Raw genomic sequence first — 26579 nt, forward strand, 5'->3', positions numbered from 1 at the left:
TGGGAAATGGATCGGCATTGAGTCAATTCCCGCTATTCCGCGATGAACCAAAAAAAAGCGCGACCGAAGCCGCGCCGAACCATACTCAGAAAACGCCTAGCGTCGTTCGTATTTTTTCAGTTTCTGCATCGCCACGGTGCCGATCACCGGGCCGATGGCGAGCAGCGAGAACGCCGCCGGCCAGCCGTAGCTGTGTTGCACGATGGGGATCAGCCACAGGGTGGGCACGGTGAGAACAAAGCCAATCGCCAGTTGCAGGGTGAGGGCGGTGCCCACATAGCTCTGATCGCCCAGCTCGGTGATCACGGTGGAGAACTGGGCGGAATCGGCGACCACGGCGAAGCCCCACACCAGGCCGATCAGCAGCACCAGCGGCAGCGGCGCGCTTTGCATAAAGCCGATCAGCACGGCGCAACCGCCGGAGACCAGCATCGCCAGGGAGGTGGTATTGCCCCGCCCCCAGCGGTCGCCGAGCTCGCCGCCGGCCCAACAGCCGAGCGCGCCGACACCGATCACCGCGAAGGTGAGCAGGGCGCCGAGGCCACCGGCGGTGGGGTTGCCGTCCGCTTGCAGCACCTGGGTGATGAACACGGAAAACCAGGCCCACATGGCGTACAGCTCCCACATGTGCCCGAAATACCCCACCGAGGCGAGCAGCACCGGGCGGTCGGAGAAGGCGCGGAACGCCTGACCCGGGTTAAACGGCGCGCGCGGAAAATCGAAGGGGCCGTCCTTGCCCAGGTATTCGGCGATCAGGCCGCCGGCCAGGGTCAGCAGCGAGGTGGCGATGATCACCAGCCGCCAGTCCAGCCCGCCCAGGCCGTTGACCAGGTGCGGGGTGGCGGAGCCCAACGTCAGCGCGCCCACCATGATGCCCAGGGCGGTGCCCCGTTTGACCTTGAACCAGGTGGCCATGGCTTTCATCGCCGGCGGATAGACGCCAGCCAGGAACAGGCCGGTCAGGCCACGCAGCAGCATGGCGGCGCCGACGCCCGGTTCGGTGAGCAATAAAAGATTGGCCAGAGCGGCGCCGGCGGCGCCGCACAGCATCAAGCGGCGCGGCGCGATCAGGTCGGCGATGTTGAACAGCGCCGAGGCCAGTGCGCCGACCACGAAACCCAAGTGCACACTGATGGTCATCCAGGCGGATTGCCCCGGCGTCAGCGCCCACAGCTCACGCAGCTGGGGCACCACGGCGGTGGCGGAAAACCAGGTGGTCATGCCCAGCAGCATGGCGGCCGCCAGGGTGGCCAGCCCCCGCCAGCACCCTTGCGGGTCCCGGCGGGGGGCGGCGACGGTGGCGTCGCTCATTTCGGCAGCGCGGCCGTGTAGGTCACCGCTTCGCCGCTGATGCAGACCTCGCCTTTCTGGTTTTCCACGGTGGTGCGGATGGTGCAGAAAGGCTTGTCTTCTCGTACCGTCAGCACCTCGACGCGGCCGGTGATGGTGTCGCCCACGTACACCGGTTTGGAAAATTTCCATTCCACGCTGAGGAACACGCTGCCCGGGCCGGGCAGGTCCTCGGCGACCACCGCGTTGAGAATGCCGGTGGTGACGCCACCTTGAACGATCAGGCCGCCAAAGCGTGAGGCTTCCGCCGCCGCTTTGTCAGTGTGCAGCGGGTTGTAGTCGCCACTCATTTCACTGAACAGTTCGATGTCTTTTTCGGTGACGTCCTTTTTCCTTTCGGCGACGGCGCCCTGTTCAGGCATGCCATGGCGGGTGTCGCTCCAGCCGTTGACCGGATTGCTGTTGCTCATTACTGCTCTCCTTTCCTATGAAGTTCGTTCAATCACCACGGCGTAACCCTGGCCGCCGCCGCCGCACAGCGAGGCCACCGCGTAGCGGCCCTGGCGGCGCTTGAGCTCCCGCGCCACGGTGAGCAGAAGCCGGAAGCCGGTGCCGCCCAGTGGGTGGCCCAGAGCGATGGCGCCGCCGTTCACGTTGACGCGCTCGGCGGGCAGATTCAGATGCCGGCAGGTGGCGATCACCACCGCCGCGAAGGCTTCGTTGATTTCAAAAACGTCGACATCGTTCAGGCCAATGCCGGCGCGCGCCACCGCCCGTTCAATGGCGTTGGCGGGTTTCAGATGCAGGGTGTTGTCCGGCCCGGCCACTTCCGCCCAGCCGATAATGCGGCCCAGCGGCGTCACCCCCAGGGCATCCGCTTCCGCCTGAGAGCACACCAGCCCGGCGGAGGCGCCGTCGGTCATTTGCGAGCTGCTGCCGGCGGTGATCGAGCCGCCCTCTTCAAAGGCGGCGCGCAAGCCGGCCAGCTTCTCCACGGTGGTGTCGGCGCGGATGCCTTCATCACCGCTGACCTCGCCCCCGGGCACCGCCACCGGCACGATCTCGCCGTCAAAAAATCCGTCTTTAACGGCGGCGGCGGCGCGCTGATGGGAGGCGGCGGCGTAGGCATCCTGCTCTGGCCGGGCGATGTTCAGTTCCCGGTTGGCGCGCTCGGAAAGTGGGCCCATGCCCTCGTTGCCCAACGAGCACCAAAGGCCGTCGTTGATCATGATGTCGGTGAAACCGAGTTCGCCGGGGCGGCGCTCCGCCTGGCGCATCAGCCGCGCGTGGGGCGCGCGGCTCATGGAGTCGCCGCCACCCACGATATAGCGCGAACCTTCGCCCAGTTGAATGCGCCGCGCCGCATCGGCGACGCTGGCCAGCCCGGCCAGGCAAACGTTATTGAGCGTCAGCGCCGGCACCCGCCAATCGACACCGCCGTCGGCGGCGGCCAGCCGGGCCGGGTTCTGGCCCTGGCCCGCTTGCAGTACCTGCCCGAGCAGCACGCCGTCGGCCTGGGCGAAGGCCGGATAGCGGCGGATCAGCTCGGCGATGGCGGTGGCGATGAGGGTGCGCGCCGGCACGCTGGCCAGCCCGCCCAGGTAACGGCCGAAAGGGGTGCGGATGCCGTCCAGCAGTACCGCCTGGTGTTGCGAATCCATGGTCATTCTCCGTTGTTGTCACGGGGGTCGGCGGGCCGGAACTTGGGCAGCACTTCGCCACCCTGCTCAACCCAATGCACCTGTACCGGCATGCCAATGCGCACCGCGTCCGGGGCGCATTCCACCACGTTGGAAAGCATGCGCGGCCCCTCTTGCAGATCGATCAGCGCCACCACGTAGGGGCTGTCTTCCACGAACGCCGGATGGCCGGGCTTGTGCACCACGATGAACGACGCCACCGTGCCGCGCCCGCTGGCTTCACGCCACTGCAGGTTGGTCGACCAACTGTGCGGGTCCAGGGCGCGCGGGTAAAACACCCATTTCTCGGAATCCGGGCAGTACTGAATCAGCAAACGACGCTCACGGCAGCCTTCCCAGAACGGTTGTGACAACGGGCTGGCCTGAGGGCCGGGTTTGCGCATCGGTTGGTTTCCAGAATGTGTCATTGGCTACTCCTCCCGGCGCAAAATGAGAGCGGTGGCTTCACTCATGGTGGCGCCGTTGCCGGTCACCAGGGCGTGGCGGGCGTTGGCGATCTGGCGCCCGTGCGCCTGATGCCGCAGTTGCCGCACCGCCTCGATGATGTGCGACATGCCGCCGGCCAGATCCGCCTGACCAAAGGCGAGCTGGCCGCCGTGGGTGTTGAGCGGAAAATCGCCCTCTGGGCTGAGGTCGTGCTCGGCCAGCCAGCGGCCGCCGGCGCCCGGCGGGCACAGGCCGGCGTCTTCCACGGTCACCGCCAGCATGATGCTGTAGCAGTCGTACAGCGACAGCAGGTTCATGTCGGTGGCGCTCACGCCGGCCTGTTGAAACGCCCGCGCCATGGCCGGTTTGAGCGGGCCGGAGAGCAGATCCGGCGCGCCGGAAATGGCCCGGTGGGTGACTTTCTCGCCGGCGCCGGCGATCTCCACCGGTGGATGGCGCAAGGTGCGCGCGCGCTGGCTGGTGGTGACCACGAAGGCGGAACCGCCGGCACAGGGCATGACGATTTCCAGCAACCGCAGCGGCGCCGCCACCAGCGGCGAGTTGAGCACATCGTCCACGGTGATCGGCGTGTCGCGGAAAATCGCCTGCGGGTGGCGGGCCGCGTTGCGCCGCTGCGCCACCACCGCCTGGGCCAGTTGCTCGCTGGTGGTGCCGTAGTGATGCCTGTGCGCCTGGGCGATCATGGCGTAGGCGGCGTTGGCGCCGGAGGCGCCGAACGGCACATCGAACTCGCGGATCGGGTTGCGATTGGGTGAACGCGGCGGCGTCGGCTCGCGGCTGTTGGCGAGCACGCACAGCACCGCTTCGCACATGCCGGCGTTGATCGCCGCCGCCGCCCGCCAGGCCATGCCGGCGCCGGAGGCGCCGCCCAGGTCCACCACATTGCTCATGGTCGGTTTGAGACCCAGGTATTCGCACACCGTGGCGGGCACGTGCTGCGGCGTTTCGCCGACCTGCGGGCCGACCAGCAGGCCGTCGATGGCGGCCGGCTCCAGGCCGGCGTCCGCCACCGCTTCGATGCACACCCGGGCGATCATGCCCAGGGTGGTTTCGCCCTCGGTGCGGCGCGTTGGCGTCAGCTCGCCGATGCCGGCGATGGCGCAGTTCCAGTGGCTCATGCCTGCACCTCCGCCACCGCCACGAACTGCTCCAGACAATCCGGGTTGAGCAGCGAGCCCTTGTTCTTGACCGGCTTGCCGGTGAGCATTTGCAGCACCGCTTTTTCCACTTTCTTGCCGTTCAGGGTGTAGGGAATTTCGTTGACCTGGAACAGCCGCTTCGGCACATGGCGCGGCGACGCTTCGCGCAGCAGCGCATCGCGAATGCGCTGGCTCAGCGGCTCATCCAGCTCACGGCCCGCTTCGGTGACCACGAACAGCCACAGGTCCATGTCGCCGCCCTCGATGGGGTAACCCACCACCAGGGAATCCTCGATGCCGTCGATGGTTTCCACCACGCGGTAAATTTCCGAGGGGCCCATGCGCACGCCACCGGGTTTGAGCAGGGTGTCACTGCGGCCGGTGATCACCACGCCACCGCTGGCGGTAAAGTACGCGACGTCGCCGTGGGTCCAGACATCCGCGCGTTCACCGAAGTAGGTGTCCAGATAACGCTGCCAGCCGCCGTCGCCCCAGAAGCCCAGCGGCATGGACGGGAACGGTTCGGTGCACACCAGATCGCCGTGGCGGCCGAGTACCGGAATGTCCCGTTCATCGAGCATGGCCATCGCCATGCCCAGGGCCGGCACCTGGATTTCACCGGCGTACACCGGCCCGGCCGGGTTGCCCATCACGAAACAGCCGAGAATTTCGGTGCCCCCGGAAATCGACGCCAGGCACAGATCCGCTTTCACCGCGCCGTACACCCAGCGGAAGTTTTCCTCGGTGAGCGGCGCGCCGGCGCTCATCACCATGCGCAGCGCGGACAAGTCGTAGTGATCAGCGGGCCGGCGGCCGGCCTGCTCCAGCAACGACAGATATTTGGGGCTGGTGCCGAAATGGGTGGCACCGGTTTCGGCGGCGATGCGCCACAGAGCGTCGTGATCCAGCTCGCCGTCGCGTTTGGGAATAGCCGCGCCGTCATAAAGCACCAGGGTGGCGCCGCTGGCGCGGGCGGTGATCATCCAGTGGTACATCATCCAGGCGGTGGAGGTGTAATACATGACCCGGTCGCCGGGGCCAATGTCGCAATGCAGCATGTGCTCCTTGCGATGGTTGATCAGGGTGCCGCCGGCGCTGTGCACGATGCACTTGGGCAGCCCGGTGGTGCCGGAGGTGTAGATCACGTAGAGCGGATGATTGAACGGCAGCGCCACATAGTCCGGTTGTGACGGCGCGCCCGCCGCCAGCGTTTCCAGCCGCGCCACGGCAGCGTAGGTGCGTTCCACCTCACCCTCGCCGCACAGCAGCAAATGACGGACTTTCAGGCCATTGGCAATCTCCGCGACGCGCTCGCCGATGTCGTGCAGACGACCGTTGTAGCGATAGCGCGGCACCGCCACCAGCACCCTGGGTTCGATCTGGCCGAAGCGGTCGAGCACGCCGTTAACGCCAAACTCCGGCGCGCAGGCGGACCAGATCGCGCCGATCGAGGCGGTGGCCAGCACCATCACCAGGGTGTCCACGGTGTTCGGCATCAGCCCGGCGACGCGGTCGCCCTCGCCCACCCCCAGCTCACGCAGCGCCTGCTGGGCGCCGGCCACGCGCTGGCGCAGCTGTGCCAGGGTCAGCGCCGCGCCGACCCCGTCTTCTCCGGTTTCGATCACCGCCACCTGGTCGGCGTCGCCGGCCAGCAGATTCTCGGCGAAGTTCATGGTGGCACCGATAAAGAAACGGGCGCCGACCATGCGCGCCTGGCCATCGCTGCTGAGCACCTGCTGGTAGTCGCTGGCGACCGGGTTGGCGAAGCGCCAGAACTCGGCCCAGAAATCCTCCAGGCAGGTCACCGCGTAGCGGTGCAGATCGGCGTAGCTGGCGCCCTCCAGACCGACCTGCCGGGCGAACCGGGTGATCGCGGCACTGGCGATCCGTTCCGGCCCGGGTGTCCAGCACAGTGGCGCCAGGTTGTGCGTGTAGCTCATTGAAGCACTCCTTTTTATAAGATCGCGGCTCGCTCAGCCGCCAAACAGCACCGGCAGCACGGTGACGCCAACGCCGAAAATGACCAGGGCGAACAGCATCATCACCGCCGTGTAGCCAACGATGTCGCGGGCCTTGAGCGCGGTCACGCCGAGCAGCGGCAGCATCCACATGGGTTGAATCGCATTGGTGAGCTGGTCGCCGTAGGAAAACGCCATCACCGTGACCGCGTTGTCCACGCCCAGGCTCTGCCCGGCCTGAATCAACAGCGGCCCCTGCACCGCCCATTGGCCGCCGGCGGAGGGCACCATCAGGTTGACGAAACCGGCGGCGATCATCGCCAGCAGCGGGAAGGTGTGCACGTTGGAAATCGACACCAGCCATTCGGCGAACACCGCCACCAGGCCAGAGCCCGCCATCATGCCCATGATTCCCGCGTAGAGCGGAAACTGCAGCACGATCTGGCCACAGGCGCGGATGCCCTCATCGATGGCGTTCACATAGGCCATCGGCGTGCGGTAGGCGATCAGGCCGAAAATCAGCAGCGCGAAGTTGACGATGTCCAGGTTGAGATCGAAGCCCTTGCTGTAAAAGTGATACCCCAGATAACCCAGGCCGGGCACGATCAGCATCCAGCTCAGCAGGGCGGCGTTTTCCAGTTTCTCGGCCAGCGTGGTGGCTTCGGCTTTTTCCCGTTTGGCGTCGGCCACGGCATCGGCGGCGTCGGCTTCGTCGTCGGCGATCTCGGCGATGTCCTCATCCTTGGGATGCATGGCGCGATACACCAGCGGAATCAGAATCAGGTAGGCCAGAAAGGCAATCAGATTGAACGGTGAGAAAATGGTCTGGGACACCGGGATCAAACCGATCTTGTCGGCCAGAAAGTGCCCCTGGGTGTTGACCAGCAGCGGCGCCGACGCGGACAAACCGCAGTTGAAAATGATCAGCCCGGAAAAGCCGGCGGCGGCGGCCAGCGGATAATGAATGCGGATGCCGCGTTTCTTGGCCTGCCCGCACACTTCGCGGGCGGCGATGGCGCCGACGATCAGGCCCAGGCCCCAGCTCAGAAAGCCGAACACCACCGCCAGCACGGTGACCAGAATAATGCCCTGCCCGGCGCTGCGCGGCAGGGCGGCGGCGCGGCGTACCGCGGCGCGCACCGGCGGCGAACTGGCCAGCACATAGCCGAACAGCAGAATCACCACCATCTGCATGGAAAACTTGAGCAGATCCCAGAAGCCGGCGTACCAGTGGCCGACCATCTGCGCCGGGCTTTGGTGGGTGATCACGATGCCCATCAGGTAGACCACCGCCGAGAGCAGGATGGCGAAGATAAACGGGTTGGGAATAAGTTGTCGGGAGACGCGCGCGCAAAGCGCACCTGCGGCCTGCAGCATGTTGTTTCCTCCACCTTTCGTGTCGGGTTTTATTATTGAGTGCTATGTTTGTTTGCCGGCCCGGAAAACTGTACCGACTGGTCCATACAGTACGGTGACCAGTGAGTCGCTGTAAAGCGTCATCCATACTCGGCCCGCAATGGGAACAAAGTCCGGAAATCACTTAAAGTGTTGAATTAACTGAACTATAAGAAAAGGAAATGATTGCGGGAGCGGCGATCCAAAATCCGTATCGCCGCCCGGAGCGCCAGCAACAGCGGGGCTTGTGGCAGCTTGAACTGTACCGGTCGATACATTTTTTAGGAATAAAGGCGGCCAGAAGGGAAGCAAATAAATCTAAACGGAACCGCGCTTCAGGCCGGAAAGGATCAGATCGCAGAACGAATCGGCAATCGCCTCGGGGCTGCGATTGCCGTCCGGGCGCAGCCACAGGTAGCTGTAGTGATGCATGCCGATCACCGCCTTCACGGTGATCGCATCGGTGTCCTGAAAATCGCCGTGGTCGGAACCGGCGCGCAGCATGCGCGCCCAGACGCGCTCGTAGGCGCGGTGCAAATCCAGCGATGCCTGACGGTTCTCGCCGGTCACCGAGTGCATTTCACGGAAACACACGGTCAGCTCGGAAAGATCCTCGGCGACGCTGCGCATCACCGCGCGGGAGAAACTGCGCAGCCGCTGTTCAGAGGCCTGATCCTCCGCCAACAATGCCTCGCCGATGGCAATCAGCTCACGCAAATAGCGGGTGGTGATCTCGAACAGCATCTCCTCTTTATTGGAGAAATAGTGATACAGCGAGCTGCGCCCCAGCCCGGTGGCTTTTTCCAGATCGCTCATGCCGGTGGCGTGAAATCCCTTGCGGGCAAACAGATCCGCGGCGGCGCGCAGCAATCGGGTTCGGTTGTCCTTTATGCGATCCATAGCCTTCGTCAACACGGGAAACGGAGCCAGCCAGTGCGCGGCCGGACCCTGCAACGGTAGCGCCGAATCAAAGCGGCCACCAGAGGGCAAGGCCGTATCACGGCGAAGCGGCGCCCATTATAAGCATCGCGCGGTGGGGGTCCATGGCACGGCACGCTTGCGCGCTGCAAGCTGCAAGCTGCAAGCTAAAAAAGCCGCAGGCCGCTAAGGGTAGCTACCAAGCCGCCCTTGCAGCTTGAAGCTTGAAGCTTGCAGCCACTCCGCATGGCGTGCCGCCTGTCAGCGAACTCTCTTTTGTGGGAGCGGAGCAGCGTTACTGCGTGGCGGGAAAAAAAAGGCCATCCATGGCCTCGGGGTAAGATCAAAACGATAAAGATCGAATCAGCGCGAGATTCGTGCCGGTGGCGGGGCCGGCGATGGCGTTTACTTTAAGCGTCGGGCCGCCGACACCGGTACCCGGTTTCTCGGCGATCCTTGCCGGAAACCGGAACCGGCGCGGCGCCGGACCGTGGGCGGGCCCGGTCAGGCACCGTTTTGCTGTGGCTCCACCTGCTGGTCGGGGGCGCCGGCGAGCGCGCGGTACAGATTGACCATGCCGAGGGTGACGCGGGTGCGGCTCTGAATCAGGGCGTCGCGGGTGTCGATGCGCTCCTGCTCGGCGGCCAGCACTTCGAAGTAACCGATGATGCCCTCCCGGTAGCGCTCCCGCGCCAGTTGCGCGGCGCGGTCGGCGCCGGCGGCGGCGCTGGCCAGGTAACCGGTGCGGGTCTGATCGCGGTGGTAGCGCACCAGCAGGGTCTCGGTTTCTTCCAGGGCGTTGAGCACGGTCTGCTGGTAGTTGGCCAGGGCCGCGCGGCTGTCGGCGTCGGCGGCGTCGATGCGCGCGCGCACCTTGCCGAAGTCGAGGAAGGTCCAGTCCACGCCCAGGGCGATGCGCCGGGATTCGGCGCCGCCGGTAAACAGGTCGTCGCCGTCCGCCGCCACCGATCCGATCAGCCCGCCCAGGGTGAAGCGCGGATAAAGATCGGCGGTGACAATGCCAATGCTGGCGGTAGCGGCGGCCAGGCGCCGTTCGGCGGCGCGGATGTCCGGGCGGCGGCGCAGCACTTCACCGGGAGTGCCCAGGGGAATCTCCGGCATCACCGGCGGCAGCGGCTCGGCCACCGCCAGGGTGTCCACCAGAGCGGTGGGCGCCTGGCCGCTGAGCACGGCGATGCGGTGCATGTTGGCGCGGATGCTCGCTTCCAGTTCCGGTACCGCGGCGCGGGTGGCGTCCAGGCGAGCGCGGGCGCGCACGGTGTCGAACTCGGTGCCTCGGCCCGCTTGCAGGCGCGCGTCGACGATCTCCAGGGATTCGCTCTGCAGTTGCACGTTGTGGCGGGCCACCGCCAGTTGCTGCTGCAAGCCGCGCAGTTCGAAATAGCTGCTGGCCAGTTGGCCGACCAGCGCCACCCGCACACCCTGCAGATCGGCGCCAGCGGCGCCCAGCTCGGCGCGGCGCGCTTCCGTGGCGCGGCGCAGGCGGCCGAACAGATCCAGCTCCCAGCTCAGGCCGGCGCCGGCCTGGTACAGTTCGACCCGCTCATCACCGCCGCCCGGCGGCGTGCGTTCCACTTCCGCCAGGTGCTGCTCGGCGGCGGACGCCGACGCGGTGACGCTGGGCAGTTGCTCGCGGCGGGCGCCGCTGAGCAACGCCCGGGCGCGATCGTAACGGGCCAGCGCCACTTGCAGGTCGTTGTTGGCGTCCAGCGTCTGGCGGATCAGACCGGCCAGCAAGGGGTCGCCGAAGCCGGCCCAGAAGCGGCGCTCGACGTCGGCGTTGAAGGCGCGCGCACCACGCGCCTCGGAAAACGCGGCCGGCGCTTGCGGCTCCGGGGCCCGGTAATCGGGGCCCACCGCGCAGGCGGCCAGCAGCGCCGCCGCCGTGAGGGTCAGAACATTACGCATCGTGTTGCTCCGGAGTATGGGTCAATCGGGGCGCCGCGGTTTCCCCCTTCAGGCGTTTGGCCAGGGCGCGCAGGGCGACGTAGAACACCGGCGTTAAGGCAAGGCCGAACAGGGTGACGCCGAGCATGCCGGTGAACACGGTGATGCCCATGGCGTTGCGCACTTCGCTGCCGGCGCCACTGGCCAGCACCAGTGGCACCACGCCGGCGATGAACGCCACCGAGGTCATGATGATCGGGCGCAACCGCAGCCGGCAGGCTTCCAGCGCGGCGGCCACGGTGCTCATGCCTTCCGCTTCTTTTTCGCGGGCGAATTCCACGATCAGAATGGCGTTCTTGCAGGCCAGCCCCATCAGCACCACCAGCCCCACCTGCACGAAGATGTTGTTGTCGCCACCGGCCAGCCACACGCCGAACAGGGCCGCCAGCAAACACAGCGGCACGATCAGAATCACCGCCAGCGGCAACACCCAGCTCTCGTAGAGCGAGGCCAGCACCAGGAACACCAGCAGCAACGCCAGCGGGAACACCACCAGGGCGGCGTGGCCCTGGGTGGCCTGCTGATAGCTGAGGTCGGTCCATTCGATGGTCATGCCCGCCGGCAGCGCCTCGTCGGCCATTGCCTGCACGCGCGCCATCGCCTCGGTGGAGGAGAACACGCGCGGGTCGGATTCGCCGATCAGGTCCGCCGCCGGGTAGCCGTTGTAGCGGATCACCGGGTCCGGGCCGAAGCTGCGCGACACACTGACCATCGAGCCGATCGGCACCATCTCGCCGGCGGCGTTGCGGGTGCGCAGGTTGGCGATGTCCTCGACCTGGTCGCGGAACGGCGCGTCCGCCTGGGCGATCACCTGGTAGGTGCGGCCGAACTGGTTGAAGTCGTTCACGTAGGTGGAACCGAGATAGGTTTGCAGGGTGTCGAACAACTCGGTGATCGGCACGCCCTGGGCTTTGGCTTTGGTGCGGTCGACCTGGGCATCCAACTGCGGCACGTTGGCCTGATAGGTGGTGATCGGATAACTCAGGCCAGGGGTCTGCACGATCGCGCCGGAAAAGCCGTTGACCGCGTCCTGAAGCGCGCCGTAACCGAGCCCGGCGCGGTCCTGAATAAACAGGGAATAGCCGGAGCCCTGGCCGAGGCCGAGAATCGGTGGCGGCATGAACGAGAACGCGAAGCCTTCCTTGATGCCGGCCACCTTGGCGTTGATTTCCGCATTGATCTGCGCCGCCGTGCGGCCACGCTCGGCGAACGGTTTAAGCGTGAAAAACAGGGTGCCGGAGTTGGGCGTGTTGGTGAACTGCAGAGCGTTCAGCCCCGGAAAGGCGATGGCGTTTTGCACGCCGTCGGTTTCCATCGCCATCTTCGCCACGCGGCTCACCACCTCGCTGGTGCGCTCCAACGAAGCGCCTTCCGGCATTTTCACGCCGCCAATCAGGTAGAGCTTGTCCTGGGTGGGAATAAACCCGCCGGGCACCGCCTTGAACATCACGCCGGTGCCGGCCAGCAACACCAGATAGACCAGAAACACAGCGCCACGCCGGCCCAGGGAACGGCGCACGAAACCCTGATAACGGTTGGAGCCGCTGGTGAAGAAGCGGTTGAAGGGGCGGAAAATCCAGCCGAACAGAAAATCAATCAAACGCGCCGGGGCATCCTTGGGGGCATCCACCGGGCGCAGCAACCGGCCGGCCAGGGCCGGTGACAGGGTCAGCGAATTGATCGCCGAGATCACCGTGGAAATGGCGATGGCGGCGGCGAACTGGCGATAGAACTGGCCGGTAACGCCGGACAAAAACGCCATCGGCACGAACACCGCGCACAGCACCAGGGCGATGGCGATGATCGGCCCGGACACTTCGCGCATGGCCTGGTGGGCGGCGGCCAGCGGCGCCAGCCCCTCCTCGATGTTGCGTTCCACGTTCTCCACCACCACGATGGCGTCGTCCACCACGATGCCGATCGCCAGCACCATGCCGAACAAGGTCAGGGTGTTGATCGAGAAGCCCAGCATCAACAGGGCGGCGAAGGTGCCCACCACCGACACCGGCACCGCCAGCAACGGAATCAACGACGCGCGCCAGCTTTGCAGGAACAGGATCACCACCAGCACCACCAGCGCCACGGCTTCGAGCAGGGTATGCACCACCGAGGTGATCGAATCGCGCACGAAAACGGTGGGGTCATAGGCAATCTTGTAGGTCATGCCTTCCGGGAAGCTGGTCGACAATTCGGCCATTTTCCCGCGCACCGCGTCGGACAACTCGATGGCGTTGGCGCCCGGCGACTGGAAGATGCCCATGCCGACGGCGTCCTTGCCGTCGAGCTGGGAGCGCAGGGTGTAATCGCCGGCGCCCATTTCCAGGCGCGCCACGCTGTCCAGCCGCACGATCTCGCCATCGGCACCGCTCTTGATCACGATGTCGCCGAATTCGGCGGTGGTTTCAAGACGGCCCTTGGCGTTGATCGACATCAGAAAGTCGCTGCCGTCGGGCATCGGCTCGCCGCCAAGCTGGCCGGCGGAAACCTGCACGTTCTGTTCGCGGATCGCGCGCACCACATCGCCGGCGGTGAGCCCACGAGAAGCCAGCTTGTTGGGGTCCAGCCAGACGCGCATGGCGTAATCGCCGGAGCCGAAAATCTGCACGTCGCCGACGCCGGAAAGCCGCGCCAGCTCATCCTTGACGCGCAGCACGCCGTAGTTGCGCAGGTACAGCGAATCGTAGCGGCCATCCGGTGACACCAGGTGCACCACCAGAGTCAGGGTCGGCGATTGCTTGCGGGTGGTGACACCCTGGCGGCGCACTTCCTCGGGCAGGCGCGCCTCGGCCTGGCTGACGCGATTCTGCACCTGCACCTGGGCGGCGTCCGGGTCGGTGCCCGGGCGAAACGTCACGGTGGTCAGCAGCACGCCGTCGGAGCCGGCCACTGACTTCATGTACATCATGTTCTCGACACCGTTGATCGCTTCCTCCAGTGGCGAGGCCACGGTTTCGGCGATCACTTTCGGGTTGGCGCCGGGGAACACCGCGCGCACCTGCACCGAAGGCGGTACCACTTCCGGGTATTCGCTGATCGGCAATTGCGGAATGGCAATCAGGCCGACCACGAAGATGATGATCGACAGCGCCGAGGCGAACACCGGGCGGTCGACGAAGAAACGGGAAAAATTCATGGCAATAACGTCCTCTGGGCGCCGCCCCAAGGGCGCGCCAATGAACCGGGCAACAGTCGGTAAACGGAGCGGAAAGCGGGATCAGCGGCGGCCGGGGTCACCGGCCACCACTGACATCGTTGCCGCGCAACGAGTGCGGGAACTCAGGGCGTGGCGGCGACCTCGCCGGCGGCTTTCGGCGGGTCGCCGCGCACCAGGCTGGGGGCAACCGGCATGCCGGAGGCCATCACCTTTTGCACGCCATTGACGATCACCCGCTCACCGGGCTTGAGGCCATCGAGGATCACCACCCGGCCATCCACGGTGCGCCCGGGCTGCACGTTACGCCGGGCCGCTTTGTTGTCGGCTTCGACCACGTACACATAGCGCCGGTCCTGATCGGTCAGCAGTGCTTTGCCTTCCACCGTCAGGGCGTTGTCCAGGTGTTTGGTGGGCATTTCCACGCGGGCGAACTGGCCGGGCTTGAGCAGGCCGTCCGGGTTGGCGACCACGGCGCGGAACTGCAGCGTGCCGGTGCTGCCATTCAGGCGGTTGTCGACGAAATCCACGGTGCCGGCGTGGGGGTAGCCGCTTTCCCCGGTGACGCCGATGCGCACCCTGGCTGGCTGATCACCGCTCATCAGGCCGAGGCTGCTCGCCACCGTGCTGCTGTCACTTTCGAAGTACACGTACAGCGGGTCCACCGACACCAGGTTGGTGAGCAGGGTTTGATCCGCGTTGGCCAGATTGCCACGGGTGACCATGGCCCGGCCGGCCAGCCCAGAGATCGGCGCCCGCACCCGGGTGTATTCCAGATCCAGACGGGCGCTCTCCAGCGCCGCCTCGGCGGCGGCCACCTGGGCACGGGCGGAGGCCATCGCCGAATCGCGCTGGTCGTACTCCTCCCGGGAGATGGCGCGGCTGTTGACCAGCCGCTCGGCGCGCGCCGCCTCGCTTTTCGCCAGCGTATAGCGACTGCGGGCCTGGGCCAGATCGGCCACCGCCGCGCGCTCGCGGGCCCGGTAGGGGCGCGGGTCGATCTGGAACAGCACATCGCCCTGCTTGACCAGCTCGCCTTCCTGGAAGCTGACCGCATCAATGTAGCCGCTCACCCGCGGCCGCAGGTCCACGCTTTCCGGCGCCGCCACCCGGCCGGTGAAGTCATCCCACAGGGTTAATGGCTGGCGCTGCACTTCGGCCACTTCCACCGCTGGCGGCGGCGGTGCGCTGCGCGCCTGCTCGCCGCGGGCGTCGCAACCGGCCAGCCCCACCACCGTCATCAACAGCAGGGCCAGCCCGATGATCAGCTCACCGCCGCCACTTGCGTAATCGGTATTGATCGAATCCATGTCCTTCTCGCTCCTGGTATTGATCTTTTTCAGAGAACCGGCTCGGGCCGGCCCAGGCGGCGAACGTTAATTCCTCAACCAAACTTGAGGTCAATCCCATTCAGCAGAGCTTTTGCCGATCCTGGTGATCGGCCGGTCCGATGGCGACCGCCATGGCCGCGTTTCACCGGGCTCTGCGTGAACGGGCTGTTCAACGCTGCCCCTTCCACCCGCAGCAAGATAAGCGGAGCGCACCGTTGCCGGGTATCCGGTTACTGCCTCTTGATTGCCCGATTCTGCGATAAGAGGAAAAATTGATAACCTGTGCGCCACTTGTCCCCCGCCCGCCCGGCGCGCTCTATCCGGCAAGAGCCGGTCGCCGGCCCCAACAAGGCCAGAATGCGCCGATAGCCGCATAAAGCGGACAAATTACCGTCATAATCGCCACTTTAGGCGCACCAGATCGGTGCCCTTCAACGCTGAAGAGAACGGACCCTCTTCTCTCTTTGCGCACATTCGGGTCAGTCCACCGACTTGCAGCAAACCACGCCAGACCGGGGAAACTTGCCTGAAATTGCACGTTACTCCAGAGTGCTTGCCTGATCCTGCAGCATTATCGGCGTGCGCCTTTCCGGGTCACCGGTCGGGCGTATACTGCCGCCATCAACCGGAGGGATTATCGTGATGCCACCTTCTCTACCGAACTCTGTCCCGAGCTCTGTCCCGAACTCTGTCGCCCCCAGCCTGACTCCCGCGTCGCCGAGCGCCGAACAAAGCCGCGACATTGAACGGCTGCGCGGCAAGCTGGCGGACACGGTGATGCGCCACGTGGTCGCCGATGGCATGGAGGAATCCACCATCGCCGGGCTGCACCTGGGCCGCGCCAACACGCCCACGCAGTGCGTTTCCACCATCTATGAGCCCTGCCTGTGCGTGATCGTGCAAGGCAGCAAAACGATCTGGCTGGGCGATCGCGAAATCGTCTACGGACCGCTCAGTTATCTGGTCTCTTCGGTGCATTTGCCGGTGCTCGGGCAGGTGGACATGGCCTCGCCCAGCGAGCCGTTCCTGTCGATTCGCGTGGACGTGGACCCCCAGGAGGTCACCGAACTGGTGCTGGAACTGGGCGAGCGCGTCAACAGCGAAGAGAAATGCCCCGAAGCGGCCTGCGGCCTGTGTGTGTCGCAAACCGACCAGGGCCTGCTGGACGCCACCGCGCGCCTGGTGAGCTTGCTGGATTCGCCCCACGACGCCGCCATTCTGGCGCCACTGGCGCGCCGCGAGATTCTCTATCGGGCTCTGATCGGCGAAATGGGCGCGCGCATGCGCAAGTTCGCCGCCGCCGACAGCCAGGCGCACCGGGTATCCAAGGTGATCGCGCTATTGAAGGATCGCTTCGCCGAGCCGCTGCGAGTGCGCGAACTGGCCGAGCGGGTCAACATGAGCGAGTCGTCCCTGTTTCACAGTTTCAAACAGGTCACGCGCATGTCGCCGTTGCAGTTCCAGAAGAAACTGCGGCTGCATGAAGCGCGCCGGCTGATGCTCAGCGAGGGCCTGGAGGCGGCCACCGCCAGCTACCGGGTCGGCTACGAAAGCCCTTCGCACTTCAGCCGTGAATACAGCCGCATGTTTGGCGCGCCGCCGCGCACCGACGTGGTCAAACTGCGTGGCGAGCAGTCCGTCGCGCAAATGTGATGCCGGCGGCGTACCGGCTCAGCGCAAAACGCCGCACAGGTGCCGAATCAGCGCCACGGTGGCGATGCCCAACCCGGTCATGCACAACGAACCGATAACGTGCAGAGCGATGCCGCCCAGTGCCAATGACCAGCGCCCACCCTGCAGGTGGGTGACGATTTCCGCCGAAAAAGTGGAGAAAGTAGTCAGAGCACCGAGAAAGCCGGTGATCACGAACAGGCGCCATTCCGGCGCAATTTGCGGCAACCAGGCGAATCCTCCCAAAGCCAGGCCAATCAACCAGGCCCCCAGCCAATTGGCCAGCAAGGTTCCCAACGGCACCGCCGGAAACAGCGCATTGAGCCAGAGCCCAAGCAGCCAGCGAAGGTTCGCACCCAGCACGGCGCCAGCGCCAATCGAAACTACGGATAACCACATGATGCGGGTCCTGAAAACAGGCAAACAGGAAGCAACCGAAGGCACGACACGCTCGCGGGCACGCCTTCTGACGCGTTAACAGGCATCATCAACCGCATACTGAATACGGCGGTTCGAGCGCAATGCTCGGGAGGAATACCATCTCCCCAAAGGGGTTTAACTATCACGTCACCCGGCACCATTCAACTGACATCACCACCGTGGCAAACGGCTTGCGTCCCGATGACCAGCCTTATGGAGAGATCAATGAGCCAGCTTTTCACACCGATCGAACTGGGTCCGCTGACCCTGAACAACCGCATCGTGATCGCGCCGATGTGCCAGTATTCCGCCGAGCAGGGCAACGCCACCTCCTGGCACACCATTCACCTGGGCCACCTGGCGCTCTCCGGCGCCGGGCTGCTGATTCTGGAGGCCAGCGCGGTGCTCGCCGAAGGCCGCATCAGCCCGCAGGACCTGGGGCTGTGGAACGACGACAACGAAGCGGCGCTGAAGACGGTGCTGGATCAGGTGCGCGCCCACTCGGACATGCCGGTCGGCATTCAATTGGCCCACGCCGGCCGCAAGGCGTCCACCTTGAAACCCTGGGAAGGCGGTGCCCAGATTGCGCCGGATCAACCCCAGGGCTGGCGCACCCGGGCGCCCTCGCCGCTCGCCTTCGCCGACGGCGAGGTCGCGCCGGAACCGCTGGATGAGAGCGAGATCAGCGCCTTGATCGAAGCGTTCGTCGTCGCCGCCAAGCGCGCGCACCGCCTGGGCCTGGAGCTGATCGAAATCCACGGCGCCCACGGCTACCTGCTGCACGAATTCCTTTCGCCACTCTCCAACCAGCGCGACGACCGCTACGGCGGCAGCCTGGAAAACCGCATGCGCCTGCTGCTGGAAGTGTTCGACGCGGTCAAGGAGGCGGTGCCCGAACTGGCCGTGGGGGTGCGCGTCTCAGCCACCGACTGGGCCGACGGCGGCTGGGATCTGGAGCAAACCGTGGCCCTGGCCCAGGCCCTGAAAAGCCACGGCTGCGACGACATCCACGTTTCCAGCGGCGGCCTCACCGGCGCCCAGAAAATTCCAGTGGGCCCGGGCTACCAGGCCGCCCTGGCGGCGCGCATCAAGGCGGAAAGCGGCCTGACCACCATTGCCGTGGGCCTGATCACCGACCCGGAGCAGGCCGAGACTCTGCTCGCCTCCGGCCAGGCCGACGCCGTTGCCCTCGCCCGTGGCATCCTCTACGACCCACGCTGGCCCTGGCACGCCGCCGCCAAACTCGGCGCCAGCGTCAAAGCCCCCAACCAATACCTGCGCAGTGCCCCGCATGGGGTCAAGGGATTGTTCGCCGAGTGAGCCAATGGCTGGCACGCGGCACGCAACACGCTGGCACGCCAACGACGCGTGTCGCATAAAGCGTGTTGCGTGCCAGCGCTCTCACCATCCTGGCACACTCCTCGCATGCCCAAGGGCCTTGAAAAACCCCCACTTTCCCCCAAAAGTGGGGACATCATAAAACCGTGAAAAGATGACGAGAGGAGAACGCCCATGGCGGAGACGAACGTAACGGTCATTCCCGGTGACGGCATTGGCCCCGATATTGTCGACGCCACGGTGCGGGTGCTGGACGCCCTGGACTGCGGGCTGCGCTACGAATACGCGATCGCCGGGCAGACGGCGCTGGACAAAGGCCTGGAGCTGGTGCCCCAGGAAACCCTGGATCTGATTGAAAAGAACCCGGTTGCCCTGAAAGGCCCGATAACCACCCCGGTGGGCAAGGGTTTCCGTTCGGTCAATGTGACCCTGCGCAAACACTTCGATCTGTTCGCCAATCTGCGTCCGGCGCTGTCGATCCCCGGGGTGCGCTCGCGCTACGACAACGTGGACATCCTGACGATCCGCGAGAACATCGAAGGGATTTATTCCGGCGAAGGCCAGATGGTCAGCGACGACGGCGAACGCGCCGAGCTGCGCAGCGTGATCACCCGCAAGGAATCCAAACGGCTGATCCGCTTCGCCTACGAAGCCGCCCGCCGGCTGGGCCGCCGCAAGGTCACCGTGGTGCACAAAGCCAACATCATGAAATCCACCTCCGGGTTGTTTCTCGACGTAGCGCGAAGCATCGCCAAGGAATACGACGACATCGAGCACGAGGAGATGATCGTCGACAACTGCGCCATGCAACTGGTGATGAACCCGCACCGCTTCGACGTGATCGTCACCACCAATCTGTTCGGCGACATTCTTTCCGACCTGTGCGCCGGCCTCACCGGCGGCCTGGGCCTGGCCCCCGGCGCCAACGTGGGTGAGCACAAAGGCATTTTCGAGGCGGTGCACGGCAGCGCTCCGGACATTGCCGGCCAGGGCATCGCCAACCCCACCGCCCTGCTGCTCGGCGCCGCCATGATGCTCGACTACCTGGAACACAACGACGCCGCCGCGCGCCTTCGCAAGGCGGTGCGCCATGTGGTCGGCGAGGGCCAGGTGACCACCGCCGACCTGGGCGGCAAGGCCAGCACCCGTGAATTCACCGACGAGGTGATTCGGCAGCTATAGGGTCGCCGGCGGGTCAACGTGGGTCTGGCCGACCTCTCCTACGCGGCGCTGTAGAGATTTTTTCCGGTAGGAGCAGGCCCAGCCAGCGACGCCTTTTGGCCGGATGGCGCGGCGCCGTTGCTCCGAACCCGAGTTTTTTTGCGCCAGACGCCAGACGCCGGACGCCGGACGCTAACCCAGCGGTGGATCGGTGGTGGGTCGGACATCTGACGCCAACATAAGCCCTCCACCAAAGGCATTGCGGCTACGCAACGAGTCTTTGCGTCAGATCAAACCGTTGCGCTAGGCGGTTAAGCGTCCGATGTCCAACCTTAAAAGCGTGCCCACGAGTTGCTGGAGAGCAGTGCTCTAGCAACGGCCGTTTGTTTTTTTGTCTAGCGTCCCGCGTCTGGCGTCCGACGTCCGACGTCCGACGTCCCATCTTCCTTTATCAATGTTTTTCAACACACGAATAGCCGGCGCGCGGACGCTTCTCTATGCTCAAGGACCTAAGGAAATTCATGCATGGAGCAGGAGCGTATCATGAGCCAGTCCAGCGAAACCGATGCCATTAAAAAAGACATGGAGCAACTGCGCAGCGACATCGCCGCGCTGGCGGAAGCAATGAAGCGCAGCGGCCAGCAGCGGGCTCAGGCGGGTGTCGACGCGGCCCGCGAGAAATTCGACGAAGTCCGTTTGGAAGCCGCCGGGCAGGCGGAGCATTGCAGCAACCAGATCAAGCAGCGTCCGTTCACCAGCGTGCTGACCGCATTCGGTGTCGGCCTGTTGATCGGCAAAATCATTAGCCGCTGATATGAATCTTCGCGGCAAACTGTCGTCTCTGTTCAGCCTGCACGCGCTGGTCTGGTTGACCATGTTGACCGGGCTGGCGGCGTTGCTGTGCATCGCCTCGGCGGCGTGGCTGGCCATGGCCCCACACGTGGGCGCTCCGCTGGCCGCCCTGTACACCGGCGTCGGTTTGCTGGTGGTGGCGGTGCTGCTGGGTTGGGCGGTGAAAGGCCTGACCGCGAAGCCCGACGCCACTTCGGTCTCCTCGCCGCAGAATGAGCAGCATATTGAACAGAATCTGACGCCACTGATCGGCGAGCGCGCGGCGGAATGGACCCAGCGCAATGCCGGCGTGGTGATGATCGGCGCCGTCGCCGCGGGCGTTCTGATCGCCGCCAGCCCCGGCACCCGCCGCTTTCTGACCCGCGCCGCCGGCCCGGTGGTGACCCGCAAGGTGATCGAGGCCTACCAGAAAGCCTCGCAATAGCCTCACCAGACTGAAAACTGAAAACAGTATTTTCCCTTCCCGCCCGATTGCCATCCGCCGGTGGACCGCTAGACTGAAAGGTCTGTTGAAGCGGAAGAAAAACCATGAAAACCGAGCGTGGCGTGCTGATTGTGTCGGCGTTGATGTCCCTGCTGGTGGGCGCGGTGGCGGTCACCGCCGCCAGCCTGACGCAATCCAAGGCGATCCTGCTCGATGGCCTTTTCAATCTGGTCTACTTTCTGGTCGCGCTGATCACGGTGCGCATCAGCGCGCTGGCCACCCAGCCCGATGACCGCAAATTTCCATTCGGTTACGCCTATTTCGAATCCCTGATCAACGCCGGCAAGGGGCTGCTGATTCTTGGCGTGGCGCTGTTCGCCCTGGGCGATGCGGTGATCGCGCTGCTCTCTGGTGGCCGCACCATTGTCGCCGGCCCGGCGATTGTCTATGCCTTGTTCGCCACGCTCGCCTGCTCCGGTACCGCCTGGCTGCTGTTTCGCAGCCGTCGCCATAACGATACGCCGCTGATGCGCGCGGATTCGGAAAACTGGCTGGTCAACGCGCTGATCTCCTCGGCGGTGCTGCTGACATTCTGCACCATTCCGTTGGCTCGCTGGTTGGGTTGGCACGACATCGTGCCCTATGTGGATTCGGTGCTGGTGATCGCCGTGGTTCTGCTGTGCCTGAGCGTGCCGATCAAAATGGCGCGCGGCGCGATCCGCGAATTGCTCAACCGGGCGCCACCGCGTGCCGTGCGCCAGCCGGTGCAGGCGGCGATCCAGACGGCGCTGGCGGATCTGCCGGTGCGCCAATTGCAAATCCGCATGGTGCGCCCGGGCCGCCAGCTCTATGTGATGATCCATGTGGTGTTGCCGGAGGACTATCCGCTCATCAACCTGGCCGCATTGGACGCGATCCGCGCCCGGCTGCGCGCGGCAATTTCCGCCGTGCACCCCAACCAGGTCACCGACACCGTGTTCACCGCCGACCCGGCCTGGGCGGAACCCTGCGATGGGCTGCCGCCCTTGTCCGAGCCCGACGAAACGCGCTGAACGGCTTGTTGGTTAACGATCCAGCGTGTGCATGGCGGCTTCCGCATAGCGCTCACCGGCGGCGGCATTGAGCGGAAACAGGCGGTCGAGCCGCTGCCGTTCGCTGTCGCTCAGTGTGACCTCCAGCGCGCCCAGATTCTCTTGCAGGTAACGGCGGCGCTTGGTGCCAAAGATCGGCACGATGTCCTCGCCCCGGGCCAGCACCCAGGCGAGCGCCAGCTGCGAAGGCAGCACGCCCTTACTCCGCGCCATCTCATTGACGCTGGCCACCAGGTCCAGATTGCGCTGGAAATTCTCGCCCTGAAAACGCGGGTTGTGGCGGCGGAAGTCGTCCGCGTCGAAGTCGTCCGGCGAACGGATCGCACCGGTCAGAAAGCCACGCCCCAAAGGGCTGTAGGCCACGAACCCCACGCCCAGCTCACGGCAGGCGGGCAAAATGTGTTGCTCGGCGTCGCGGGTCCATAGGGAATATTCCATCTGCAAGGCGGTGATCGGGTGCTCCCGATGGCCGCGCCGCAGGGTCTCCGCCGAGGCTTCGCTGAGCCCCAGGTAACGCACCTTGCCGGCTTTCACCAGTTCGCCCATGGCGCCCACGGTGTCTTCGATCGGCACCGACGGATCGATGCGATGCTGGTAGTAGAGATCGATGGTTTCCACGCCCAGGCGTTTGAGACTGCCCTCCACCGAGCGCCGCAGGTACTCCGGCGAGCCATCCACGCCCCGCGCCTGGGGGTTGGCCGGGTCGCGCACGATGCCGAACTTGGTGGCCAGAAAAACCCGCTCGCGCTTGCCGGCGATGGCCTTGCCCACCAGCTCCTCGTTGAGGTGCGGGCCGTACATGTCGGCGGTGTCGAGCATCGTCACGCCCCGCTCCAGGGCCGCGTCCAGAGTGGCCAGGGATTCGCGGTCGTCGCGGTGGCCGTAGAAATCGCTCATCCCCATGCAGCCCAGCCCCAGGGCGGAAACCAGCGGGCCCTGCCGGCCCAGTTGACGTTGTTTCATGCTCTTTCTCCTTACTCAGGTCGCGACCAGTATCGGCATTCAGAAACAGGCGATAAACCGCGTTTCATGGTTAACTCCATTCATATTTCTGAACAATGACGGAGCCATCATGGATCGCATCAAGGCCATGCAGGTGTTCACCCGGGTGGTGGAAGCGGGCAGCTTTACCCGCGCCGCGGAAACCCTGGAAATGCCCCGCGCCACGGTCACCACCTCGGTGCAACAACTGGAGGCCCATCTGGGGGTGCGGCTGCTGCACCGCACCACCCGCCAGGTCTCTCTGACCCTGGACGGCGGCGCCTATTACGAGCGTTGCCTGACGCTGCTGGAAGACCTGGCGGACGCCGAGGCGATGCTCACCGACCGCCATGAACCGGCCGGGCGTCTCAAGGTCAGCCTGCCCGGCCCACCCACCCGCAAGGTGATCCTGCCGGCGCTGCCCGCCTTCTGCGCGCGCTACCCATTGATCGACCTGGAGCTGGGCGTCAATGACCGGCCGGTGGACCTGATTCAGGAAGGGGTGGATTGCGCGCTGCGCGCCGGGCCCCTGCCGGATTCCTCGCTGGTGGCGCGGCGGCTGGGTTATATGGTGGAGATCAGCTGTGCGTCGCCGGATTATCTGGCCCGCTTCGGCACGCCGACAACGCCGACGGATCTGGCCACCCACCAGGTGATCAATTACCACTCCGGGCGCACCGGCCGGCCGCTGCCGTGGGAGTACCGCGAGAACGGCGAAACCCATCAGTTACAGCTCGGCGGACGCCTCACCGTGGACAACGCCGACGCCTACACCGCCGCCGCGGTGGCCGGTTTCGGGCTGGCCCAGATTCCGCTGTATGGCGTGCACGAACACCTGCTCGCCGGCCAGTTGGTGGAGGTGCTGCCGGAATACCGCCCGGCCCCCACGCCGCTGTCGGTGGTGTATCCGCACAATCGCCATCTCTCCAGCAAGGTCAAGGTATTCATTGAGTGGCTCAGCGCCACCCTGCGCGCCTACCCGGGCCTGATCGCCGATCCCGAGCGCCGCTAAGGAGCCGCTGAAAAATTTTTGCCATTTGTCAGCGCGCTCCGGTTGGCCTACCGTCTAACGACTGGGGACAGGAGGCAAGCATGCGCTACGAACTGTTCTACTGGCCGACCATTCAGGGACGCGGGGAGTTTGTCCGCCTGGCCCTGGAAGACGCGGGCGCCGACTACCTGGACGTGGGCAACGGCAGCGAAGCCGATGAGCTGGGCGTGCCCGCCATCGTCAGCTACCTGGACGGCGATGCCACCCCCCGGCCGCCTTTCGCGCCGCCGTTTCTGAAAGCCGGCGAGCTGGTGATTTCCCATGTCGCCAACATCCTGCAGTACCTGGGGCCGCGCCTGGCGCTGGTGCCCGACGATGAAGCCTGCCGCTACTGGGCCCACGGCCTGCAACTGACGATCACCGACCTGGTCGCCGAGATTCACGACTGCCACCATCCGATCGCCGCTTCGCTCTACTATCAGGATCAGAAAGACGAGGCCCTGCGCCGCAGCCAGATACTGCGTGACGAACGGCTGCCCCGTTTTCTGGGCTACTTCGAGCAGGTGCTGGAACAAAATCCGGCCGGCCCGGACTGGCTGGTGGGCGACGCCCACAGCTATGTGGATTTGTCCCTGTTCCAGGTGATCAGCGGTTTGCGCTACGCCTTTCCCAAGGCGATGGCGGCGCAGCAGGAGGCGCTGCCCAAGGTGGACGCCCTGGCCGAGCGGGTCGCCGCGCGCCCGCGCATCCAGGCCTATCTGGAATCCGACCGGCGGCTGCCCTTCAATGAAGACGGGATCTTCCGCCACTACCCGGAGCTGGACGGCTGACGCCGCCGTCTGACAAAGCTTTGCAATTGCGGCGCGCCCGGCGCTTGCCCGGCACGCCGCCCACGCGCACGCTCAAGGTCCGCACCCGACTCTCTCTCCAACCCTGCAAGGAGGCCGCATGAAACACGTCAATTGGGATGCCCCTGGCGACGCCAGCGTTCGCGATCACTACGCCAAGGACCCGAACGATTACGCCGACCCACACGCCGGCAGCGTGCTCTCCGCCCGTCATCGGGGCCAGGTGGTACGAGTCACCGTGGACGCCTACAAAGACGGCACCAGTTACGGCAAGGTGGCGGCCATCATCGACCCGGAAACCGGCAAACGGCTGGACAGCCACGGCGATCTGAAAGTCGGCGACAGCGTCACCCTGGACGATGGCCAGCGCGCTTTTGAGCCGGACATCAAGCAGCCCGACGAAGACGACGACTGGAAAAACTGATCGTTCCGCCAACCACGCTTCGCGTTACACAATGTCGATTTCCCGCAAGACAGCGGCGCCCGGCTACGAGATCATAGGCGGTTCATCCACCCCTTTGTCCGTACCGGAGCGCTCATGAGCCAGCCCCCCGCCACCCCCGATACCGCCAACCACCTGCTGCCCGAACTCCTGGAGCGTCTGGACCGCATCGCGGTGGCCCTGGAGCGGGCCACGGGCGGGCCGGTGGTGGCCTGGCCCGGCGACGCACCGGCCTATCGCTGGGAACGCGGCGGTGGGCCGTTCGGCGGCGGCCATCTGGAAGCGGTGCCGGAGCCGGCGCTGATCCGCTTCGAAGACCTGCGCAATGTGGACCGGCAGAGCATCGCCATCGAACGCAATACGCGCCAGTTCGTTAACGGCAAGCCCGCCAACAATGTGCTGCTCACCGGCGCCCGTGGCACTGGCAAATCTTCCCTGGTGAAAGCCTGCCTGGAGCGTTTCCACGACCAGGGGCTGCGCCTGATCGAAATCGACAAGGACGACCTGGCGGATCTGCGCCTGCTGGTGAACCTGATCCGCCACCGCCCGGAGCGTTTTATCCTGTTCTGCGACGACCTTTCCTTCGAGGAAGGCGAAAGCGGTTACAAGGCCCTGAAAACCGCCCTCGACGGCTCGCTCACCGGCGCCGCGCCCAACCTGCTGATCTACGCCACGTCCAACCGCCGCCATTTGCTGCCGGAGAAAATGAGCGAGAACCTGGAAGCCCGCCCCGGAGAAAACGGCGAAATTCATCCTGGCGACACCACCGAGGAAAAAGTGTCGCTCTCGGAACGGTTCGGCCTGTGGCTGAGCTTTCACCCGTTCACCCAGAACGACTACCTGGCCGCGGTGGCGCAATGGATGAAACATTTCGGCGCCAGCGACAGCGAAATCGACGCCGCCACCGACCAGGCCCTGCTCTGGGCCCGCACCCGCGGTGCCCGCAGCGGCCGCATCGCCTGGCAGTTCGCGCGGGACTATGCGGGCAGGAAATCATAGGGGCAAGCTACAAGCTACAAAAATCCTGGCCCCTTGCAGCTTGCAGCTTGCAGCTTGCAACTGT

General features: G+C 65.4%; 23 protein-coding genes and 1 riboswitch. Of the genes, 10 read left to right on the forward strand and 13 right to left on the reverse strand.

The features are described 5' to 3' along the window. Nucleotides 1-96: 96 nt before the first annotated feature. The 11 genes from CGS25_RS09320 to CGS25_RS09370 form a co-directional block, all read right to left on the reverse strand. Nucleotides 97-1311 carry an MFS transporter gene (locus tag CGS25_RS09320; RefSeq protein ID WP_101675295.1) on the reverse strand — a complete coding sequence of 405 codons (1215 nt, stop codon included), beginning with the start codon at nucleotides 1309-1311 and terminating at the stop codon, nucleotides 97-99. Then, a complete protein-coding gene (locus CGS25_RS09325; RefSeq protein ID WP_089034364.1) occupies nucleotides 1308-1760 on the reverse strand; it encodes a MaoC family dehydratase in 453 nt (150 codons plus the stop codon). The genes CGS25_RS09320 and CGS25_RS09325 overlap by 4 nt, the downstream gene beginning before the upstream one ends. Before the next feature lie 15 nt (nucleotides 1761-1775). Then, nucleotides 1776-2951, reverse strand: a complete 1176-nt coding sequence (locus tag CGS25_RS09330) for an acetyl-CoA C-acyltransferase (protein ID WP_089034363.1) — start codon at nucleotides 2949-2951, stop codon at nucleotides 1776-1778. Nucleotides 2952-2953: 2 nt separating this feature from the next. Then, nucleotides 2954-3397, reverse strand: coding sequence for a Zn-ribbon domain-containing OB-fold protein (locus tag CGS25_RS09335; protein ID WP_101675296.1), 444 nt, complete (start codon nucleotides 3395-3397; stop codon nucleotides 2954-2956). Nucleotides 3398-3400: 3 nt separating this feature from the next. Further along, nucleotides 3401-4555, reverse strand: coding sequence for a thiolase family protein (locus CGS25_RS09340; protein ID WP_101675297.1), 1155 nt, complete (start codon nucleotides 4553-4555; stop codon nucleotides 3401-3403). Further along, nucleotides 4552-6516 (reverse strand): acetoacetate--CoA ligase, encoded by a 1965-nt coding sequence (locus CGS25_RS09345; RefSeq protein ID WP_101675298.1) that lies wholly within the window; start codon nucleotides 6514-6516, stop codon nucleotides 4552-4554. The genes CGS25_RS09340 and CGS25_RS09345 overlap by 4 nt, the downstream gene beginning before the upstream one ends. 33 nt (nucleotides 6517-6549) lie before the next feature. Next, a complete protein-coding gene (locus CGS25_RS09350) occupies nucleotides 6550-7911 on the reverse strand; it encodes a short-chain fatty acid transporter (RefSeq protein ID WP_101675299.1) in 1362 nt (453 codons plus the stop codon). A gap of 336 nt (nucleotides 7912-8247) precedes the next feature. Next, the gene (locus tag CGS25_RS09355) at nucleotides 8248-8829 is read right to left on the reverse strand and encodes a TetR/AcrR family transcriptional regulator (protein WP_089034358.1); all 582 of its coding nucleotides are present in this window, start codon (nucleotides 8827-8829) and stop codon (nucleotides 8248-8250) included. 522 nt (nucleotides 8830-9351) lie between these two features. Continuing rightward, nucleotides 9352-10776, reverse strand: a complete 1425-nt coding sequence (locus tag CGS25_RS09360; protein ID WP_101675300.1) for an efflux transporter outer membrane subunit — start codon at nucleotides 10774-10776, stop codon at nucleotides 9352-9354. Next, nucleotides 10769-13948, reverse strand: coding sequence for an efflux RND transporter permease subunit (locus CGS25_RS09365; protein WP_101675301.1), 3180 nt, complete (start codon nucleotides 13946-13948; stop codon nucleotides 10769-10771). The genes CGS25_RS09360 and CGS25_RS09365 overlap by 8 nt, the downstream gene beginning before the upstream one ends. A 143-nt stretch (nucleotides 13949-14091) precedes the next feature. Then, nucleotides 14092-15276 carry an efflux RND transporter periplasmic adaptor subunit gene (locus CGS25_RS09370; protein WP_101675302.1) on the reverse strand — a complete coding sequence of 395 codons (1185 nt, stop codon included), beginning with the start codon at nucleotides 15274-15276 and terminating at the stop codon, nucleotides 14092-14094. A gap of 798 nt (nucleotides 15277-16074) precedes the next feature. On the opposite strand from CGS25_RS09370, the gene CGS25_RS09375 reads away from it, so the two are divergent. Beyond that, on the forward strand, nucleotides 16075-16950 hold the full coding sequence (locus tag CGS25_RS09375; protein WP_232802339.1) for an AraC family transcriptional regulator: 876 nt from the start codon (nucleotides 16075-16077) through the stop codon (nucleotides 16948-16950). A gap of 18 nt (nucleotides 16951-16968) precedes the next feature. On the opposite strand, the gene crcB is transcribed toward CGS25_RS09375, so the two are convergent. Continuing rightward, the gene (crcB, locus tag CGS25_RS09380) at nucleotides 16969-17367 is read right to left on the reverse strand and encodes a fluoride efflux transporter CrcB (RefSeq protein ID WP_089034353.1); all 399 of its coding nucleotides are present in this window, start codon (nucleotides 17365-17367) and stop codon (nucleotides 16969-16971) included. 72 nt (nucleotides 17368-17439) lie between these two features. Beyond that, nucleotides 17440-17522, reverse strand: a riboswitch (Fluoride riboswitch). Between the two features lie 91 nt (nucleotides 17523-17613). Between crcB and CGS25_RS09385 the strand changes: the two genes are divergently transcribed. The 5 genes from CGS25_RS09385 (at nucleotide 17614) to CGS25_RS09405 (ending at nucleotide 22215) form a co-directional block, all read left to right on the forward strand. Then, nucleotides 17614-18708, forward strand: a complete 1095-nt coding sequence (locus CGS25_RS09385) for an NADH:flavin oxidoreductase/NADH oxidase (RefSeq protein WP_101675303.1) — start codon at nucleotides 17614-17616, stop codon at nucleotides 18706-18708. 192 nt (nucleotides 18709-18900) lie between these two features. Further along, a complete protein-coding gene (locus CGS25_RS09390) occupies nucleotides 18901-19908 on the forward strand; it encodes an isocitrate dehydrogenase (RefSeq protein WP_089034351.1) in 1008 nt (335 codons plus the stop codon). Nucleotides 19909-20430: 522 nt separating this feature from the next. Further along, entirely contained in the window at nucleotides 20431-20700 is a 270-nt protein-coding gene (locus tag CGS25_RS09395) for a DUF883 family protein (RefSeq protein WP_089034671.1), read from the forward strand. 1 nt (nucleotide 20701) lies between these two features. Then, nucleotides 20702-21163: a hypothetical protein gene (locus CGS25_RS09400; protein WP_101675304.1), complete on the forward strand. Its 462-nt coding sequence runs from the start codon at nucleotides 20702-20704 to the stop codon at nucleotides 21161-21163. 104 nt (nucleotides 21164-21267) lie between these two features. Then, a complete protein-coding gene (locus CGS25_RS09405; RefSeq protein WP_101675305.1) occupies nucleotides 21268-22215 on the forward strand; it encodes a cation diffusion facilitator family transporter in 948 nt (315 codons plus the stop codon). 12 nt (nucleotides 22216-22227) lie between these two features. On the opposite strand, the gene CGS25_RS09410 is transcribed toward CGS25_RS09405, so the two are convergent. Beyond that, nucleotides 22228-23217 (reverse strand): aldo/keto reductase, encoded by a 990-nt coding sequence (locus CGS25_RS09410; RefSeq protein ID WP_089034348.1) that lies wholly within the window; start codon nucleotides 23215-23217, stop codon nucleotides 22228-22230. Nucleotides 23218-23326: 109 nt separating this feature from the next. Between CGS25_RS09410 and CGS25_RS09415 the strand changes: the two genes are divergently transcribed. The 4 genes from CGS25_RS09415 to CGS25_RS09430 all read left to right on the forward strand — a co-directional run bounded on the left by CGS25_RS09415 (nucleotide 23327) and on the right by CGS25_RS09430 (nucleotide 26515). After that, complete coding sequence (locus CGS25_RS09415) at nucleotides 23327-24247, forward strand: LysR family transcriptional regulator (RefSeq protein ID WP_101675306.1); 921 nt, start codon at nucleotides 23327-23329, stop codon at nucleotides 24245-24247. Between the two features lie 80 nt (nucleotides 24248-24327). Then, the gene (locus CGS25_RS09420; RefSeq protein WP_089034346.1) at nucleotides 24328-25056 is read left to right on the forward strand and encodes a glutathione S-transferase; all 729 of its coding nucleotides are present in this window, start codon (nucleotides 24328-24330) and stop codon (nucleotides 25054-25056) included. Between the two features lie 118 nt (nucleotides 25057-25174). After that, the gene (locus CGS25_RS09425) at nucleotides 25175-25498 is read left to right on the forward strand and encodes a hypothetical protein (RefSeq protein WP_101675307.1); all 324 of its coding nucleotides are present in this window, start codon (nucleotides 25175-25177) and stop codon (nucleotides 25496-25498) included. Nucleotides 25499-25612: 114 nt separating this feature from the next. Beyond that, complete coding sequence (locus CGS25_RS09430) at nucleotides 25613-26515, forward strand: ATP-binding protein (RefSeq protein WP_089034344.1); 903 nt, start codon at nucleotides 25613-25615, stop codon at nucleotides 26513-26515. Nucleotides 26516-26579: the final 64 nt, after the last annotated feature.

The organism is Alloalcanivorax mobilis, assembly GCF_002864685.1.
Classification (GTDB): Bacteria; Pseudomonadota; Gammaproteobacteria; order Pseudomonadales; family Alcanivoracaceae; genus Alloalcanivorax; species Alloalcanivorax mobilis.